The organism is Pseudomonas sp. LABIM340 (genome assembly GCF_040017195.2).
Lineage (GTDB): Bacteria > Pseudomonadota > Gammaproteobacteria > Pseudomonadales > Pseudomonadaceae > Pseudomonas.
The window spans coordinates 691,383-708,096 of record NZ_CM200227.1; the positions used below are offsets into that span (position 1 = coordinate 691,383).

General features: G+C 68.2%; 16 protein-coding genes and 1 riboswitch. Of the genes, 7 read left to right on the top strand and 9 right to left on the bottom strand.

All coding sequences use genetic code 11. The annotated features are described in order from the left end of the window. Window positions 1–16: 16 nt before the first annotated feature. Window positions 17–205: a hypothetical protein gene (locus ABKS89_RS03395; protein ID WP_348589779.1), complete on the top strand. Its 189-nt coding sequence runs from the start codon at window positions 17–19 to the stop codon at window positions 203–205. Window positions 206–364: 159 nt separating this feature from the next. Here ABKS89_RS03395 and ABKS89_RS03400 read toward each other — a convergent pair whose 3' ends face one another. The 7 genes from ABKS89_RS03400 to cobG form a co-directional block, all read right to left on the bottom strand. Next, window positions 365–2,809: a TonB-dependent siderophore receptor gene (locus ABKS89_RS03400; RefSeq protein ID WP_348589777.1), complete on the bottom strand. Its 2,445-nt coding sequence runs from the start codon at window positions 2,807–2,809 to the stop codon at window positions 365–367. A gap of 177 nt (window positions 2,810–2,986) precedes the next feature. Continuing rightward, window positions 2,987–3,961 carry a FecR domain-containing protein gene (locus tag ABKS89_RS03405; protein ID WP_348589776.1) on the bottom strand — a complete coding sequence of 325 codons (975 nt, stop codon included), beginning with the start codon at window positions 3,959–3,961 and terminating at the stop codon, window positions 2,987–2,989. Then, window positions 3,958–4,455 (bottom strand): sigma-70 family RNA polymerase sigma factor, encoded by a 498-nt coding sequence (locus ABKS89_RS03410; protein WP_348589774.1) that lies wholly within the window; start codon window positions 4,453–4,455, stop codon window positions 3,958–3,960. Before ABKS89_RS03410 ends, ABKS89_RS03405 begins: the two co-directional genes overlap by 4 nt. 145 nt (window positions 4,456–4,600) lie before the next feature. Continuing rightward, a complete protein-coding gene (cobJ, locus tag ABKS89_RS03415) occupies window positions 4,601–6,262 on the bottom strand; it encodes a precorrin-3B C(17)-methyltransferase (protein WP_348589773.1) in 1,662 nt (553 codons plus the stop codon). Beyond that, window positions 6,262–7,002, bottom strand: a complete 741-nt coding sequence (locus ABKS89_RS03420) for a precorrin-2 C(20)-methyltransferase (protein ID WP_138216866.1) — start codon at window positions 7,000–7,002, stop codon at window positions 6,262–6,264. The genes cobJ and ABKS89_RS03420 overlap by 1 nt, the downstream gene beginning before the upstream one ends. Then, complete coding sequence (locus ABKS89_RS03425) at window positions 7,002–7,628, bottom strand: precorrin-8X methylmutase (protein WP_348589772.1); 627 nt, start codon at window positions 7,626–7,628, stop codon at window positions 7,002–7,004. Before ABKS89_RS03425 ends, ABKS89_RS03420 begins: the two co-directional genes overlap by 1 nt. Further along, complete coding sequence (cobG, locus tag ABKS89_RS03430; protein WP_518300984.1) at window positions 7,621–8,976, bottom strand: precorrin-3B synthase; 1,356 nt, start codon at window positions 8,974–8,976, stop codon at window positions 7,621–7,623. The genes ABKS89_RS03425 and cobG overlap by 8 nt, the downstream gene beginning before the upstream one ends. 78 nt (window positions 8,977–9,054) lie before the next feature. Further along, window positions 9,055–9,295, bottom strand: a riboswitch (cobalamin riboswitch). A 67-nt stretch (window positions 9,296–9,362) separates the two neighbouring features. On the opposite strand from cobG, the gene cbiE reads away from it, so the two are divergent. From cbiE to ABKS89_RS03450, 4 genes are all read left to right on the top strand, one after another. Continuing rightward, window positions 9,363–10,574 (top strand): precorrin-6y C5,15-methyltransferase (decarboxylating) subunit CbiE, encoded by a 1,212-nt coding sequence (gene cbiE / locus ABKS89_RS03435; protein ID WP_348589769.1) that lies wholly within the window; start codon window positions 9,363–9,365, stop codon window positions 10,572–10,574. Window positions 10,575–10,576: 2 nt separating this feature from the next. Next, window positions 10,577–11,674 carry a cobalt-precorrin-5B (C(1))-methyltransferase gene (locus tag ABKS89_RS03440; RefSeq protein WP_348589767.1) on the top strand — a complete coding sequence of 366 codons (1,098 nt, stop codon included), beginning with the start codon at window positions 10,577–10,579 and terminating at the stop codon, window positions 11,672–11,674. Further along, window positions 11,671–12,399, top strand: coding sequence for a cobalt-precorrin-6A reductase (locus tag ABKS89_RS03445; protein WP_138216871.1), 729 nt, complete (start codon window positions 11,671–11,673; stop codon window positions 12,397–12,399). Before ABKS89_RS03440 ends, ABKS89_RS03445 begins: the two co-directional genes overlap by 4 nt. A 135-nt stretch (window positions 12,400–12,534) precedes the next feature. Further along, window positions 12,535–13,158 carry a glutathione S-transferase family protein gene (locus ABKS89_RS03450; RefSeq protein WP_138216872.1) on the top strand — a complete coding sequence of 208 codons (624 nt, stop codon included), beginning with the start codon at window positions 12,535–12,537 and terminating at the stop codon, window positions 13,156–13,158. 181 nt (window positions 13,159–13,339) lie between these two features. Here ABKS89_RS03450 and ABKS89_RS03455 read toward each other — a convergent pair whose 3' ends face one another. Together ABKS89_RS03455 and ABKS89_RS03460 are read right to left on the bottom strand one after the other, a co-directional pair. After that, on the bottom strand, window positions 13,340–14,086 hold the full coding sequence (locus ABKS89_RS03455) for a vWA domain-containing protein (RefSeq protein WP_348589765.1): 747 nt from the start codon (window positions 14,084–14,086) through the stop codon (window positions 13,340–13,342). Beyond that, window positions 14,011–15,018: a magnesium chelatase ATPase subunit I gene (locus tag ABKS89_RS03460; RefSeq protein ID WP_138216875.1), complete on the bottom strand. Its 1,008-nt coding sequence runs from the start codon at window positions 15,016–15,018 to the stop codon at window positions 14,011–14,013. Before ABKS89_RS03460 ends, ABKS89_RS03455 begins: the two co-directional genes overlap by 76 nt. 143 nt (window positions 15,019–15,161) lie before the next feature. Between ABKS89_RS03460 and ABKS89_RS03465 the strand changes: the two genes are divergently transcribed. Continuing rightward, a complete protein-coding gene (locus tag ABKS89_RS03465) occupies window positions 15,162–15,296 on the top strand; it encodes a hypothetical protein (RefSeq protein WP_348589764.1) in 135 nt (44 codons plus the stop codon). A gap of 311 nt (window positions 15,297–15,607) precedes the next feature. After that, complete coding sequence (locus ABKS89_RS03470; protein ID WP_348589763.1) at window positions 15,608–16,705, top strand: 3-deoxy-7-phosphoheptulonate synthase; 1,098 nt, start codon at window positions 15,608–15,610, stop codon at window positions 16,703–16,705. Window positions 16,706–16,714: the final 9 nt, after the last annotated feature.

The window sequence follows — 16,714 nt, forward strand, 5'->3', positions numbered from 1 at the left end:
CCGGAGAAGAAAAGACATGAGCATCACAGTGACCGAGCGTGACGACGACCATAAATCCCGCGAATTCCGCGCCCACGGTGGGCGTTGCTGGGATGTGCACCAGGAAGGCCAACTGGTCGGCATCTTCCACACCGAGGGCGAGGCGCAGGCCTACCGGATGTCCCTGGAACTGGAGGCGCGCTACCGCCACGCGGCGGAGTTCTAGAACATGAAAAGCCCCGTGGCGACGGCTGCTCCACGGGGCTCAATAGCTCGGATGGCCGGTAGGGTGAATAACCTGGAGCAGGTTATCCGCCCTACGTGCTGCCGAGACGTCTGTTCGCGAGCAAGCTCGCTCCTACAAAGAGCGCTGTCCGATTGATGATCAGAACTGGTAGTTCACCGTCGCGGTGACGTTGCGCTTCTCGCCGAAGTAGCAGAAGTCCAGGCTGTAGCAGGACGCCACGTAATCCTTGTCCAGCAGGTTGTTGGCGTTGAGGCTGACATCCAGGCCCTTCAGGCCGACGCGGGACAGGTCGTAGCCGATGCGTGCATCCACCAGGGTGTAGTCCGGTACGCGCAGGGTGTTTTCCTTGTCCGCCCAGGTCTCGCCGACGTAGCGGGCGCCGCCGCCGATAGTCAGCCCGTCCAGCGGGCCTGCATTGAAGCCGTAGTCGGCCCACAGCGAGGCCATGTGCTTGGGCGCCTGGTTCGGGGTGTGGCCCTGGTTGCCGTCCAGCGATTTTGTGTAGGTGATGTCGGTGTAGGTGTAGCTGCCGAGCACCTTGAGGTTATCGGTGAGCTGGGTGTGGGCCTCCAGCTCCAGGCCTTGGGAGCGCACTTCACCCACGGAGGTGTAGAAGTTGTCCTGCGGCTCCTTCGACGCGACGTTCTCCTGGGTGATGTGGAAGATCGACGCGGTGTACAGGCTGCGGCTGCCCTCGGGCTGGAATTTCAGGCCGGCTTCCCACTGCTTGCCCTCGGTCGGCTCCAACGGCGTGCCGGACTGGTCGGAGTAGGCGTTGGGGTTGAACGACTCGGAGTAGCTGATGTACGGCGCGATGCCGTTGTCGAACAGGTACAGCGCGCCGATGCGCCCGGTGAATTTCTTCCAGTCGTCGTCGGCCTTGCTGCCGCTGCTGCGGTTCTTGTCCTCGACAGTCACCCAGTCCTCGCGCATGCCGAGGGAGAAGCGCCAGTTGTCGATGTCGATCAGGTCCTGCAGGTAGACGCCGGTCTGTTCCAGGCGCCGGGTGTGGTTGTCGTCCGGGTAGTAGCTGATGGCGTCGTTGCCGTACTGCGGGTCGAACGCATCCAGCGGCTGCGCCGAGCCGGAGCGCCAGTCGACGGTGGTGCGGCGGCGCTGGTAGTCCAGACCCATCAGCAGGGTGTGCTTGGCCGAGCCGGTGTTGAACTCGGCTTGCGCCATGTTATCCACGATGTACGCCTGCAGGTGCTCGCGGGCGCCGGAGAAGTAGCGGTTCAGGGTGTTCTCGTCCGGCGCAGTCCAGCCGTAGGCATAGACCTGCGAGAGATCGACGTCGGAATCCAGGTAGCGGAAGTTCTGCCGCGCGGTCCACACGTCGTCGAAACGATGTTCCAGCTGGTAGCCGAACATGCGCTGGGTACGGTCGAAGTCGTCCTTGCTCGGCTCGCCGTCGAAGAACTCGCGGGAGATCTTCTGGCCGTTGTGGTGGAACAGTGCGCCGTCCGCCGGCACGCCGCCGTGGTAGCCGCCGTTCGGGTCGTGCTGCAGGTAGCCCTGCAGGGTCAGGGTGGTGTCGTCGGTGAAGTCGATGGCCAGGGTCGGGGCGATGGCATAGCGCTCTTCCTTGACGTGGTCGAACTGGGTGTCCGACCCCTTGCCCAGGCCGACCAGGCGGTAGGCGATGCGCTTCTCCTCATCCAGCGGGCCGCTGAAGTCGAAGCCCATTTCCTTCTGGCCCATGTTGCCCACGGTGCCGGTGATCTGGTGGTAGCCCTCGTACAGCGGCTTCTTGCTGGTCAGCGCCACCAGGCCGCCGGGCAGGCTGCGGCCGTAGAGCACCGAGGACGGGCCCTTGAGCACGTCGATGCGCTCGAGGAAGTACGGGTCGATCTGCATCGAGCTGAAGGTGCCGCTGTCGCCCATGGCCTTCAGGCCGTCGAGGTAGATGTTGTCCACGCTGTTGTCGGCGAAGCCGCGCATCACCACGTAGTCGTAACGGTTCGAGGCACCGACCTGGCCGGTGAAGATGCCGGGGGTGTAGCGCATGGCTTGCTGCACGGTCTTGGAGGCAGTGTCGTCGATCTGCTCGCGGGTGATCACCGAGACGCTCTGGCTGGTTTCCAGCAGGGACTTGGATGTCTTGGTGGCGATCTGGCTGTGGGTCGCCAGGTAGCCGTCTTCCTCGCCCAGCGCGTTGCCGAGGGCGAACACGTCGCTGGACGGCATGGCCAGCACGTCGCTCGGCGCGGCCGCGCGCAGCACGTAGTTGCCGTCGCCCTGGTCCAGGGCTTCCAGCGGAGTATCGACCAGCAGGCGCGAGAGGCCCTGGTCCACCGAGTAGGTACCGTTCAGCCCGGCCGAATTCAGGCCGCGGGTTTGCTCCGGCGTGGCCGACAGGGTGATGCCTGCTTCGCGGGCGAAGCTGTTGAGCACCTCGTCCAGGGGGCCGGCGGGAATCGCGTAGGCGCGGCTGCTGGTGATGGCGGCAGCGTCTGCGGCGAAGGCGCTCAGCGGCAGGTTGGCTCCCAGGCTGGCGCACAGCAGCGCGCCGCGCACGGCATGGGCCAGCCGGCTGGCGCGGGGCAGGGCAGGGGAGGGCTTCGGAGCGTGGACGGCTGGCATGCTGGGACTTCCGTGGACAAGGGGAATGATCGGGTTATTCCTCCTTGCCGATCCGGGCGGCGAAACCCGACAAAAATAATTCTCGTTTGAGAAATAAAACTGTTTGGCGCTGATTTGTAGGAGCGGGCCACGCCCGCGATCGCGCCCATGGGGCGCTCCGACTGGTGGATACGGCCGTCAGCTTCGGGCGCTCACCGTCACCCACCAGTCCGTGCGCTTCTCCACCCGCACCGGCAGGGTCTGCGGCAGCAGGGCCAGCAGCTTGTCGGTGTCGTCCAGGCGGAATACGCCGGACAGTCGCAGATCGGCCACGCTGGCATCGCAATGCAGACGACCATGGCGATAGCGGCCGATCTCGGCGAGGAAGTCCGCCAGGCGCATGTCGCGGGTGACGATCAGGCCGTCGGCCCAGGCGGCGCTGTCCATGTTGCTGCGTTCGGCCAGCAGGGCGCTGTCACCGTTGATCTCGTAGGTCTGCCCGGCTTCGGCGATGGCGGTGGTCTGGCCGCGCACGCGCGGGGCGATGGCCACCGAGCCCTCTTCGACGCTAAGGCGTGTGGAGCGCTCGTCCTGGCGCAGCACGAAACGGGTGCCCAGGGCTTCGAACAGGCCGTCGCGATTGCGCACGCGCAACGGGCGCGCAGCGTCCTGGGCGGTGCTGACGAGAATCTCGCCGCGCTCCAGCACCAGCAGGCGCTGGCGCGGATCGAAGCGCACGTTCACCGCGCTGTCGGTGTTCAGTTGCAGCAGGCTGCCATCGGCCAGGGTGAAGCGCTGGCGCTCGCCGGTGGCGGTGCTGTAGTCGGCCATCCAGCTTTGCCAGGGCGCGACGTCGCGGGCCAGCCACAGCGCGGAGGCGCCGATGGCGAAGGTCGAGAGCAGCTTGAGCGCCTGGCGCCGCTGCAGGCGCTGGCTGGTGTTTTCAAGCGTCTCCAGCGCCACGCGAGCGCCGGGCACGGCCTGGTAGCCGGCGGCCAGTTCACTGTTCAGCGCTTGCACCCGCAGCCAGGCGGTTTCGTGCTCGGGGTTGGCCTGGCGCCAGTGCTCGCAGGCGCTGAGCAACTCAGGATCGGCATTACCGCTCAGTCGCAGGGTCCATTGGATGGCCTGCTTCACCACCCGCGGATCGGGCGTGGCGCTGGCGCCGCTCACTCGGCGTACCGCAACTGGTAGCAGTGGAACAGCGCTTCGGCGATGTAGCGCTCCACCGAGCGTACCGAGACGCCCAGTTCTTCTGCGATCCGTGCATGGGGCATGCCTTCGCACTGGGCCAGCAGGAAAGCGCTGCGCACCTTCGGCTTGAGGCCGTCGAGCAGGCGGGCGATGTTCTCCAGCAGCTGGAGGATGGTGTGCCGGTCTTCCGCCGACGGCACCTGCGCTTCCGGCAGATGGGCGATGGAGTCGAGGTAGGCGCGCTCCAGTTCCTGGCGTCGCCAGTGATCGATCACCAGGCCGCGGGCGACGGTACGCAGGAAGGCGCGCGGGGTGTGCAGTTCGACGCGCTCGGGCCTGTGCAATACGCGCAGGAAGGTGTCCTGGGCCAGGTCGGCGGCATCGGCGGCATTGCCCAGCCGGCCGCGAAGCCAGTTGTGCAGCCAGCCGTGATGGTCGCTGTAGAGCGACTGGACATCGAAGGTCGAGGACATGGGCGCGCAAAGGTTGCAAATGATAATTTATCGCATTTTCAACAAGGCGATGGCCATTTGCAAGATATGTCTGAAGCTCCGGTGTTTCCTGTAGGAGCGGGCCATGCCCGCGACCACGCCCGTGGGGCGTTCCTACAGTTTTGCTTCAGCGATACCAGCGCGGCGTATACACCCAGTCGCCACCGCCGGCGCGGGGGAAGCGCCGGGTCAGGGACGAGCCGATGATCACCAGCGTGCGCATGTCCACCATCTCAGGCACCAGCTCACCGAGGGTGACGACGCGCAGCGCCTCCGCCGGGCGGCCGATATCGCGGCCGAGCACCACCAGGGTTTCCGGCGTGCGGTGGCGGCGGACGATTTCCAGCGCGCGCCCCAGTTGCCAGGGGCGTGCCCTGGAGATCGGGTTGTAGAAGGCCATGGCAAGGTCGGCGGCGCCGGCATGGTCCAGGCGCTGCTCGATGGTGTCCCAGGGCTTGAGGTTGTCCGACAGGGAAATCAGACAGAAGTCATGCCCCAGCGGCGCACCGGCCTTGGCGGCAGCCGCCAGCGCAGCAGACACGCCCGGCAGTACCTCCAGCTCCACGCCATGCCAATGCGGGTCGCTGCTCTCGTGCAGGGCTTCCATCACCGCGGCGGCCATGGCGAACACGCCGGGGTCGCCGGAGGAAATCACCACCACGCGCCGGCCGCTGGCGGCCAGTTCGAAGGCATGACGGGCGCGCTGCATTTCCTCGCGGTTGTCGGTGCAGTGGCGCACCTGGTCGTCGCGCAACGGCTCGGCCATCTTCACGTAGGTCTCGTAGCCGAGCAGGTCCTGGGCTTCGTCCAGCGCGCGGCGCACGGCGGGGATCATGAAGTCGCTGGCGCCGGGGCCCAGACCGATCACGCTGAGTCGTCCGCGCGGCTGACCGATGCCTTGGGCTTCAGCTGGCGTGGCGGCGCGGTGCAGGTGGAAGGAGTCGCCATGCAGCACGGCCGGCGGAAATTCGTCGTCGCTGTGGATAAACCTCAGCGGCACGTTCAGCTCACACGCGGCCTCGGCCAGCGCCGGATCGGCCATGCGGCAGCGTGGCGCCACCAGCGCGGCCAGCGACGCCTCGGCCAGCCCGGCCTGCGCCAAGCCCTGGCGAATGCGCTCGGGCAGTTGCGAGTCCACCAGCGTGACGTGGGCGAGGACGATGCGCGGATGGATGCGCAGCTCGTTCTGCGCGATGCCCTCGGCGCACGCATCGATACGCAGGGTATGCGCGGCGTCGTCGGCCAGCGGCAGGTCCAGTTCGTCCAGCCAGGGCGCGTCGCCTTCGATGCGCAGGGTGTCGCCGCCCAGCAGGTCGGAGACGAAGCGCTTGCCTTGTTCGATATCCGCCAGCGCATAGCCCGGTGGCGGATCAAGCAGGCAGGCACCGAAACGCAGCTCGCCACTGGTGGTGATGGCGGGCGCCACTTCCAGTGCGGCGGCCATCTCGCGTGCCATGCGGTTCACACCGCCGAGCCCGCCGAGCAGCGGTACCACGGCGCTGCCGTCTTCGGCGACGGCCAGAACCGGCGGCTCCGCGCCCTTGTCTGCCATTGAGGGGACCAGCAGCGGGGCGAGAGTGCGAATGACGATGCCGGCCGCGCACAGGGCGATGATCGGGGTGTCGTCGCGGTAGAGCTGGCGCAGGGTATCGCCGAAGTTTGTGTAGGACTCATCGGCTCCTTCGACACGGTCCTTCAGACCCAGCACACGCGCCTGTGGATAAATACCCTGCAGGCGTCGCGCCGTGGCCAGCGCACCCTGACCGAGAGTGACAATGGCAGCGCGCATCAGCCGTTCCACCGCTGGCCGGGGATGACGATCATCGAGAAGTACGGCGAGGCCATCGGGTCGACTTCGTCCAGCGCGACGATGCGCTGCTCGCGCATGGTCGCGCGCTCGACGTAGTGGGCACCGCCGTCACGGCCCAGCTCGCGCAGCACGCGACGGACCTTGTCGAAGTTGCGGCCAAGCTTCATCACCACCGCCGCATCGGCGTCGGCCAGGCGACGCTTGAGTTCGTCCTCCGGCAGCACGCCGGACAGCACCGACAGGCTCTGGTTGCGATACACCAGCGGCACGCCGAGCACAGCCGCGCTACCAAGCATCGAACAGACGCCGGGTACGACTTCGGTGTCATACCGCTCCGAAAGACGGTCATGCAGGTACATGTAGGAACCGTAGAAGAACGGGTCGCCCTCGCAGATCACCGCCACGTCGCGGCCGGCATCCAGGTGCATCGCCACTTGCGCAGCGGCGCTGTCATAGAAGTCGCTGATCACGCCTTCGTAGGTCAGCGGAGGCTCCAGCTTCTCGGTGGTCACCGGGTAGACCAGCGGCAGGCGTTGCTGCTCATCGAGCAGATGCTGCTCGATGATGGCGAAGGCGTTGCCGCCCTGGCCGGCGTGGTGCTTGGCCTTGGCCACGAAGTAGCCGATCACCGGGGCGGCGCGCAGCAGGCGCAGGGCCTTGAGGGTCAGCAATTCCGGGTCGCCCGGGCCGACGCCCAGGCCGATGAGGCGGCCGGTCATCACTCCACCTCCGTGGCCAGGGCGTTCACCGCGGCGGCGGCCATCGCGCTGCCGCCACGGCGACCGCGGACAATCACGTAGGGCACGCCACGGCTGTCGGCGGCGAGGGCGTCCTTGGACTCCATGGCACCGACGAAGCCCACCGGGAAGCCGAGGATCAGCGCCGGTTTCGGTGCGCCGGCATCGAGCATTTCCAGCAGGTAGAAGAGCGCGGTCGGCGCGTTGCCGATCACCACCACGCTGCCTTCCAGGTGTTCGCGCCAGTGCTCCAGCGCCACCGCCGAGCGGGTGTTGCCCAGCTCGCGGGCGAGCCCCGGGACGTCCGGATCATTGAGGGTGCAGATCACCTCGTTGTGTGCCGGCAGGCGCGCGCGGGTGATGCCCTCGGCGACCATCCGCGCATCGCAGAGGATCGGCGCGCCAGCGGCCAGTGCCGCACGGCCGATGGCCCCGGCGCCGGCGGAGAAACGCAGGTCCTGCACGACGTCGACCATGCCGCAGGCGTGGATCACCCGCACGGCGAGTTTCTCAAGGTCGGTGGGGATGCCGGACAGGTCGGCTTCCGCGCGGATGGTGGCGAAGGACTGGCGGTAGATCGCCTGGCCGTCGCGAATGTAATCAAGCATCGGTGAGGGCTCCGGGTGCGGCCAGCAGGTCGCCGGCGGCATCGAGGGAAAGGTTGCGCGCCAATGGCTGGCCGAAGCCGGCCACGCCATCGGCGCGACGGAACAGGTCATAGCGGCCGTCGGCGACGGCCAGCAGGGTGTAGGGGGCGACGTGGGCGGCGGCGCAGGAGCGCGGGCAGCCGCACAGGTGTACGCCGGCTGGCGGCGCGTGGCGCAGGCGTTCGGCCAGACGCAGCGCATCGGCCTTGGTGTCGGCCAGCCCACGAGCGCAACCGCTGGAACCGCTGCACGCGACGAGGCGCGACAGCGGCTGCGCGGCGTCGATCCCCAGGCCGAGGTTGGCCAGCGCGCCGAGCACGACGGCTGCATCGGTTTGTGCCACGTCAGGGAGGATCAGGCTTTGCCAGGGCGTCAGACGCAGCTGTCCGACGCTGAAGCGCTCGGCAAGATCCGCGAGGCCGAACAGGGTGGTGCTGTCGAGTCGTCCGAGGACGAATCTCGCGCCGACCATGGCGCGTTCCGGCTGGCGCTGGGGCTGAATCCCGAGATGGCCGAAGGCCTGTGGTGCAGGACGTCGCCAGTTATCCACAGCCGGCCCGAGTTGCAGCGCGAACGGCAGGCGTTGCTGCAGGCGCTCCAGCAGCACTTCATCGCGGAGCATCTCGCGCAGGTGGCGCATGCGCGTCTGGCCGTCGCCGACGAGATCGAGGAACAGGTGCAGCAGGGCTTCCACCAACTGCGGTACCTGCCCGGCGGGCACGGCGGCGAGGGCCGGGCGATCGCTCTCGCGCTGCGGCGGGCAACCGGCCAGGCCGAAGGCGAACAGCGGCGCCGCATCGTCGGACAGGGCCGACAGCCAGAGATCGTTGGGATGCTCCAGCATCGCCAGCGCTTCGCCGGCGTCCAGCTGAATGCCGAACTTGGGTGACAGGTCGTGGAAGCGCGGGGTGCGTTCCAGCAGGTCGAGCAGCTGGCGCGCCAGCGGGCTCGCATCGAAAGCGCTGCCAGTGCCCAGGCCCAGAGCCGGACTGACCAGCAGGTTGCGCACGTCGTCCGACGCCAGTTCACGCGGGCCGAGGCCGGCGGCCAGCAGCTCGCGGCTCAGCGCATTTTCGGCGCCGGTATGTACGCCGCGAATCTGCAGGTTGGCGCGGTTGGTCGCCTCCAGCACGCCGTCAGCATGGCGTTCGGCAGCCAGGGCGATGGCGCGCGCGGCGTCGGCGTCGAGTTGCCCACAGGGCAGCTTGATACGGCAGATGCCACCATCACGGGAGGCCACGATACGCAGCAGACCGGGGCAGGCATGCGGGCGGACGGGCAGGGCTGAGGAGTCTTGCACGGAGGTCACCAGGGCTGGGTCGCGGTGACCTGCGAATCCCCCACAGGGGACTTCACGACACCGATACACCCCGCTCGATGTCTGCACGCGCGACTGGTTTCGTCGGCAGGTCTCCTGGCTGGCAGGTCCTCATCCAGCGCGGCCTTCCCGGTTGCCCAGTGGCCTGGCCGGCGGCACGGAACCTCGTTCTCGTGTCGCCGCATTGCGCGGACTCGCTGCTTACAGTTGCGGGGGCAGCCACGGCTTAACCGTGTTCCCTCTTCGGCTCTGAGAAACCTCACCTCAAAAGGCGAAGCGTCCTACGAGCACCGACGAAGCGGGTATTATGCCTGCTTTGCCCGAGGTCAGGAAAAGCCTGCCCGTCGGATCGATCGTCGCACCCCTGAGGACATTTCATGACGCCCTGGCTGACCATCGTCGGCATCGGCGAGGACGGCTATGCCGGCCTCGGCAAGGCCGCGCGCCGCGCCCTGCTCGCCGCCAGCGAAGTGTTTGGCGCGCCACGCCAGCTGGAGTTGCTGCCGCATTGCCTGGGTGCCCGTCGCCAGGCCTGGCCGAGCCCGTTCAGCCTGGAGCCGGTATTGCTTCGGCGCGGTGAGCCGACCTGCGTGCTGGCCAGCGGCGACCCGATGCTGTTCGGCGTCGGTGCGAGCCTCGCCCGTCAGATTCCGTCCGAGGAAATGCAGGTGCTTTCCGCGCCGTCTTCCGCCTCTCTCGCGGCGGCACGAATGGGCTGGGCGTTGCAGGACTGCACGCTGCTGTCGCTGGTGGCGCGCCCGTTGGCCGCACTCAATGCGCAGATCCACGACGGCGCAAAGCTGCTGATCCTCAGTAACGATGGCAGCAGCCCGGCCGCCATAGCTGCGCTGCTGCGCGAGCGAGGCTTCGGCGTCAGTCGCCTCAGCGTGCTGGAACACCTGGGCGGCGAGGCGGAGCGACGCATCGACGGGCTCGCCAGCAACTGGTCGCCGGGCGAGACCGCCGCGCTGAATCTCGTCGCGGTGCAATGCGTGGCAGGTGCCGACGCCGTTCGTCTGCCGCTGACCGTTGGCCTGCCGGACGATGCCTACCGCCATGACGGCCAACTGACCAAGCGTGACGTGCGTGCCGTGACTCTGTCGCGGCTGGCGCCGAAGCCCGGCGAGCTGCTCTGGGATGTCGGCGCCGGCTGTGGCTCCATCGGCATCGAGTGGATGCGCGCGCATCCAGGCTGCCGCACGCTGGCCATCGAAGCCAACGACGGGCGCCAGGAGCACATCCGTTTCAACCGCGACGCCCTCGGCGTGCCGGCGCTGCAACTGGTCTGCGGCGCCGCGCCGGAAGCCTTGCAGGGGCTGGAGCGCCCCGACGCGATCTTCATCGGTGGCGGCGTGACCCTGCCCGGCGTGTTCGAGCAGTGCTGGGAACAACTCAAGCCCGGCGGCCGGCTGGTCGCCAACGCCGTCACCCTGCAGAGCGAGTCCATGCTGCTGAGCTGGCGCGCGCGCATCGGTGGCGAGCTGACCCGCCTGTCGGTGTCCCAGGCCCAGCCGTTGGGCGGTTTCGATACCTGGCGCGCGGCGTTGCCGATCACCCTGCTGGAAGTGCGCAAGCCCCTGGCCGACTGACGATGCGCGAAGAGACTTGCGAAGAACCCCGTCCGCTGCGCAGTGGCTACACCACCGGCAGCTGCGCCACCGCCACCAGCCTGGCGGCGGCGCGCCTGCTGCTGACCGGTGAGGCGCTGGACGCGGCGCAGATCGCCCTGCCCAAAGAGCGCAGCGCGACCCTGCGCCTGGAGTTCTGCCGGCTCACCGCCGAGGGCGCCGAAGCCGGCACGCTGAAGGATGCCGGCGACGACCCGGACGTGACCCACGGCGCGCTGGTCTTCACTCGCGTCGCCCTGAGCGACGAGCCCGGTGTGCGCTTCCACGCGGGAGAAGGCGTCGGCACCGTCACCAAGCCGGGGCTGGTGCTGGCGGTGGGCGAGCCGGCGATCAACCCGGTGCCGCGGCAGATGATGCAGGGCAACCTCGCCGCGCTGGCGGCCGAGTGCGGCTACGCCGGCGGCTTCGACGTCACGATCAATATCGAGGGCGGCGCCGAGCTGGCGCTCAAGACCATGAATCCGCGCCTGGGCATCCTCGGCGGCCTGTCGATCCTCGGCACCACCGGCATCGTCCGGCCGTTCTCCTGCTCGGCGTATATTGCCTCGATCCAGCAGGGCATCGACGTTGCCCGCGCCAACGGCTTCCGTCATCTCGCCGCCTGCACCGGCAACGCCAGCGAGGACGCCATGCGCCGTCGCTACGGCTTCGACGACACCGCGCTGATCGAGATGGGCGACTTTGCCGGCGCCGCGCTCAAGCACCTGCGCAAGGTGCCGGTGGAGCGCTTCAGCGTCTGCGGCGGCTTCGGCAAGATCAGCAAGCTCGCCGCCGGCCACATGGACCTGCACAGTCGCCACTCCAGCATCGACCTGCCGCAGCTGGCCGAGTGGGCGGCGGAAATTGGCGCGTCGCTGGAGCTGCAACAACGCATGCGCGCAGCCAACACCAGCCAGCAGGCGCTGGCGCTGTGCCGCGCCGACGGCATCGCACTGGGGGACGCCGTCTGCGCCCGCGCGCTGGCCTTTGCCCGGCGCATCGTGCCCCTGGAAGTGACGCTGGAAGTCTTCGCCATCGACCGCCAGGGCAGCCTGGTGGGCGAAGCGCTGGAGGTGCGATGAAACGAGTATTGCTGCTGGGCGGCATTGGCGAGGCGCTGGCCATTGCCCGTCGTCTCGGTCCGCAACACCTGTACAGTCTTGCCGGCCTCGGCAAAGTGCCGGACGACCTCGCCTGTGAAGTGCGGGTGGGCGGTTACGGCGGCGCCGAAGGCCTTGCGGACTTCATCCGCGAACGCGGTTTCGACCTGCTGCTCGATGCTACCCATCCCTACGCCGCGCAGATCAGTGACAATGCCGCCCGCGCCGCGCAGCTGGCTGGCGTGCCCTGTTGGGCGCTGCGTCGTCCCGGTTGGCAGGCGGGCGACGCTGACGACTGGCGCGAGGTGGCCGGCTGGCCGGCGCTGATCTCGGCGCTGGATGATTTTCGCCGCCCGCTTTTCACAATGGGCCGCGAGCCGCTGGAGCATCTGGGCGAGATCCCCGCCCATCAACACTGGACCGTGCGTTGCCTGCAAAGCCTGCCCGGCAACGCGCGGGCCGAAGTGCTCGGCGCCCGGGGGCCGTTCACCCTCGAGGGCGAACGCGAGTTGTTCACCCGTCTGGGTACCGACGTGCTGGTCAGCAAGAACAGCGGCAGCCAGGCCACCGAGCCGAAGCTTCAGGTTGCCCGTGAACGCGGTGTGCCGGTGCTGATCCTGGCGCGGCCGGAACTGCCGGAAGTGGACCGGGAATTCGGCAGTGTCGAGGCGCTCTGGCTGGCGCTGGAGCCCCTCGCAGCCGATTGACGGAACGTCCTGCGCCGCGGGCGTCCACAGCTTCGTAGCGACTCGCGGGCAAGCTCGCGGTTGCGTCAAGACCGCGCTTCTCCGCCGCCCCGCCAGCCTCTATGCTGGGCCCCGGTTTTCACAGGGAGTGACACCATGCTGCGAATCCTCGGCCGCGCCTCATCGATCAATGTGCGCAAGGTGCTCTGGACCTGCGCCGAACTGAACCTGCCCTATGAACGGGAAGACTGGGGCGCGGGCTTCCGCTCCACCGCCTCGGCGGAGTTCATCGCGCTCAACCCCAACGCCATGGTACCGGTCCTCGTTGACGGCGACTTCGTGCTCTGGGAATCCAACGCCATCTGCGGCTACCTCGCTGCCCAGTATCCCCAGGGCGAATTGCTGCCGACGTCACCGCGCGAGCGGGCGCTGGTGGAGCAGTGGATGGGCTGGCAGGCCACCGAGCTGAACAACGCTTGGCGCTACGTGTTCATGGCCAGGGTGCGCAACAGCCCGAGCCATACCGACGAATCCGCCATCGCGCTGAGCGAGGCGCAGTGGAACCACTGCATGGCCCTGCTGGACCGCCAGCTGGCGCACACCGGCGCGTTCGTCACCGGTGCCTGCTTCAGCCTCGCCGATATCGTGCTCGGCCTGTCGGTGAACCGCTGGTACCTGACGCCCATGCAGCGCCCCGATCTACCGGCAGTGGCGGCCTACTACGAGCGGCTGAGCGAGCGGCCGGGGTTCCTGTTGCATGGGCGCAATGGGGAGCCGTGATTCGGGATGTCTCGGCGCGGCGAATATCCCTCACCCTAGCCCTCTCCCGAGGGGAGAGGGGGCCGTTCTGCGTGACGTTCGACATTGACTTCAGCCGGTGGACTCCGAACCGGCGCTTCGCTCAGGACAGTCCCATCTCCCTCTGAGCGGGGCGCGCAGCCAGGGTTAGGGTGAGGGGCTCTCAGTCAGTCTGCACCGATATGTCACTGATCTGCCGATAGCCCGCCTCAAGCTCTTCCGCCAACTTCCTGGCTCTGCCAAGTCGCACGGCTCCACCCTCGATATCCACCAGCACCGTCGGGCAGTTCAGCGGCTGCAGCGCCGGCCAGTCGCGCAGGCGGCCGTCGGTCAGCACCAGCAGGCGCTGACTCTCGCCCGGCTTCTGTCGCTGGCGCTGGTCCAGCCACTCGCGCGCTTGCTGCAGCGCCTCGATCAACGGGGTGCCGCCGCCGGCACCGAGTTGCCCCAGCCATTCCTGCAACTGACTCGAAGCCTTCTGGCCCTGCCACAGCCAGCGCGGTTGTGCGCCCGTGGCATACAGCACGGCGAGGCGTGCGCGTTGCCGGTAGGCCTGTTCGAAGGTGTCGGCGAGCAGGCCCTTGGCCTGGGCGAGGGCGCCGTGGCGGCGGGTGCTGGCGGAGGCGTCGACTATCACCAGCCAGAGTTCGCCGGGCTGGCGACTGCGGGCGCGCAGCACCAGGTCGGCGCGGCGTTGCGGGCGGCCGTTGCGCAGGGTGGCAGGCCAGTCGATACGGCCGTGCGCACCCGTTTGGCGGGCGCCGCTGCGGCCGCCGGCGAGCTGGCCGGGTCGGGGGTTGGCATCCGCGCCTGGGGCCGGGCGCGGGCGGATGCTCAGGGCTTTTTTGGCCAGCCCGTCAGTTGCCGGCGTTCGCCCATGGCGACGCTCTGCGCGGGCAGTTCGCCCCATTGGCCTTCGCCGCTGGAGGCATTGGACGGTGCCTGGGGTTGGCTGGACGACGACTGCGGCGGCGTGCTCGATTGCGCTGGCGGATGGCGGCGGCGATGGGCGAGGGCGAAGTGCTCGACCGCGTCGATGTCCTGCGCCTCAATCGTGTTGGCACCACGCCAGGCGGCATGAGCGCGAGCCGCGCGCAGCCACACGAGGTCGGCGCGCAGGCCGTCGACACCGGCGGCGTGGCAGCGCTCGGCGATGGTCTCCAGCGCAGCATCGTCCAGGGGGATCGCGGCCAACTGCTGGCGCGCGTCGCCGCAGCGTTGCTGCAGTGCCTGCTGCGCATCCAGCCATTGCGCGAGGAACGCCTGCGGGTCGGCATCGAAGGCCAGCCGGCGCCGGACGATCTCGGCGCGCTCGCTCGGTGCGGGCGTTCCTTCCAGCTGCACCTTGAGGCCGAAGCGGTCCAGCAGTTGCGGGCGCAGTTCACCTTCCTCGGGGTTCATCGTGCCGATCAGCACGAAGCGCGCCGGGTGGCTGTGGGACAGGCCGTCGCGTTCGATCAGGTTGACCCCGCTGGCGGCCACGTCGAGCAGCAGGTCGACGAGGTGGTCGGGCAGCAGGTTCACTTCGTCCACATAGAGCACACCGCCGTGGGCATGGGCCAACACGCCGGGGGAGAACTGCGCGCGTCCTTGGCCCAGCGCCGCGTCCAGGTCGAGGGTGCCGACGATGCGTTCCTCGCTGGCGCCCAGCGGCAGGGTGACGAAGCGCCCGCCGTCCAGCAGGTCGGCGACGCCGCGTGCCAGGGTGGACTTGGCCATGCCGCGCGGCCCTTCGATCAGCACGCCGCCGATGGCTGGGTCGATGGCTGCCAGGCACAGGGCCAGCTTCAGCTCATCGGCGCCGACGACGGCTGCCAGTGGGAAATGGGGAAGGGCGCTCATGGGGATTTCCTGCGGATTTCGTCCGTGCATGGTAGCGAACCGGGTGCAGGAGGTGCGACCAATGTCCATCGGAACGATAGATTCAAGTCATTGATCGGCGCTGCGCGATGCAGTACCTTGGCTTCACTTCCACGGAGAACATCATGCCGTCCAGCCTGTCCGTCCAGTCCCTCGCCCGCCTCGGTGCCATCGGCTCCGTGGCTGCTCGCGCGCAGGTCCTGGCCGCTGCTGCCGGCTATTTCTTCTATGGGTATTGGTTTAGCCAAAGGCGCGCCTGATACCCCACAGGCGCCCTAGCAAGCAGGGTCGCCAACCAGACAGATTCATGAAACCCCGGTCGGCAACCCGACCGGGGTTTTTGTTTTTCCGGCCCACAAGGCCAACACATTGCCAACGAATTGAAGCGGGCCAAAACGCCCGGACAGAGGATCAAGCCATGACCGCCTACACCACTGATTACCGCTATTACCGCAACTCCGACTGGCGATTTAGCAGCGCGCTGCGTGCCACCCAACGAGCCTTGCCACGAACACTTAGATAGAGCGCCGAGCGCGGAAAGACCACCGCGCCGGCCAAGGATGCCAGTCAGATGAACGCTTCCACCTCCACCCTGATCCGCCCCGAACACGCAGCCACCGCCGAAGTCCTCGACCTCCCGCTGCCTTCCGCCCGCCGCCGCGAACACCCGCTGCCGAGCCCCGCCGAACTGCGCCAGCGCCTGCCGCTGTCCGCCGCCATGGCCCACCGCGTCCGCGAAGGCCGCGAGTCGATCCGTGCCGTCCTCGATGGCCGCGACCCGCGCCTGCTGGTCGTCATCGGCCCCTGCTCGCTGCACGACCCCGTCTCAGCCCTCGAGTACGCAGACCGCCTCGCCGAACTGGCGCCGCAGGTGAGCGACCAGCTGCTGCTGGTGATGCGCGCCTACGTCGAGAAACCGCGTACCACCATCGGTTGGAAAGGCCTGGTCTACGACCCGCAGCTGGATGGCACTGGCGACATGGCCGGCGGCCTGGAACTGTCGCGCAGGCTGATGCTGGGCATGCTCGAACGTGGCCTGCCGATCGCCACCGAGCTGCTGCAACCGCTGGTGGCCGGCTACTTCGACGACCTGCTGGGCTGGGCCGCCATCGGCGCGCGCACCAGTGAATCCCAGGTACACCGCGAGATGGTCAGCGGCCTCGACCTGCCGGTGGGCTTCAAGAACGGCACCGATGGCAGCATCGGCATCGCCACCGACGCCATGCGCTCGGCGGCTCACCCGCACCAGCATTTCGGCATCGATGCGCTGGGCCGTCCGTCGCTAGTGCAGACCCAGGGCAATCCGGACACCCATCTGGTGCTGCGCGGCGGCCATGCCGGGCCGAATTTCGACGCAGCCAGCGTGCAGCAGATTCGCCAGGGGCTGGAAAAGCTCGGACTCGACGCGAGCATCATGGTGGATTGCAGCCACGCCAACAGCGGCAAGGACCCACTGCGCCAGCCGGCGGTGCTGGACAGCGTGCTCGACCAGCGCGTGGCCGGTGATGCCTCGCTGCGCGGCGTGATGCTGGAGAGTCATCTGTTCGACGGCTGCCAGCCGCTGTCCGGCGAGCTGCGCTACGGCGTCTCGATCACTGACGGCTGCCTGGGCTGGAGCGGCACCGAGGCGCTGTTGCTGGGTGCGGCGGAGCGGCTGCGCCGGGGCTGAAACCGATTC

Bases quoted from the DNA above. Each gene is read 5' to 3' on its own strand.
- ABKS89_RS03455 (WP_348589765.1), bottom strand. From the start codon at position 14,086: ATGGGGCGAACTGCCCGCGCAGAGCGTCGCCATGGGCGAACGCCGGCA.
- ABKS89_RS03425 (WP_348589772.1), bottom strand. From the start codon at position 7,628: ATGCTTGATTACATTCGCGACGGCCAGGCGATCTACCGCCAGTCCTTC.
- ABKS89_RS03445 (WP_138216871.1), top strand. From the start codon at position 11,671: ATGAAACGAGTATTGCTGCTGGGCGGCATTGGCGAGGCGCTGGCCATT.
- ABKS89_RS03395 (WP_348589779.1), top strand. From the start codon at position 17: ATGAGCATCACAGTGACCGAGCGTGACGACGACCATAAATCCCGCGAA.
- ABKS89_RS03470 (WP_348589763.1), top strand. From the start codon at position 15,608: ATGAACGCTTCCACCTCCACCCTGATCCGCCCCGAACACGCAGCCACC.
- ABKS89_RS03440 (WP_348589767.1), top strand. From the start codon at position 10,577: ATGCGCGAAGAGACTTGCGAAGAACCCCGTCCGCTGCGCAGTGGCTAC.
- ABKS89_RS03400 (WP_348589777.1), bottom strand. From the start codon at position 2,809: ATGCCAGCCGTCCACGCTCCGAAGCCCTCCCCTGCCCTGCCCCGCGCC.
- cbiE (WP_348589769.1), top strand. From the start codon at position 9,363: ATGACGCCCTGGCTGACCATCGTCGGCATCGGCGAGGACGGCTATGCC.
- ABKS89_RS03420 (WP_138216866.1), bottom strand. From the start codon at position 7,002: ATGACCGGCCGCCTCATCGGCCTGGGCGTCGGCCCGGGCGACCCGGAA.
- ABKS89_RS03465 (WP_348589764.1), top strand. From the start codon at position 15,162: ATGCCGTCCAGCCTGTCCGTCCAGTCCCTCGCCCGCCTCGGTGCCATC.
- cobJ (WP_348589773.1), bottom strand. From the start codon at position 6,262: ATGCGCGCTGCCATTGTCACTCTCGGTCAGGGTGCGCTGGCCACGGCG.
- ABKS89_RS03410 (WP_348589774.1), bottom strand. From the start codon at position 4,455: ATGTCCTCGACCTTCGATGTCCAGTCGCTCTACAGCGACCATCACGGC.
- ABKS89_RS03460 (WP_138216875.1), bottom strand. From the start codon at position 15,018: ATGAGCGCCCTTCCCCATTTCCCACTGGCAGCCGTCGTCGGCGCCGAT.
- ABKS89_RS03450 (WP_138216872.1), top strand. From the start codon at position 12,535: ATGCTGCGAATCCTCGGCCGCGCCTCATCGATCAATGTGCGCAAGGTG.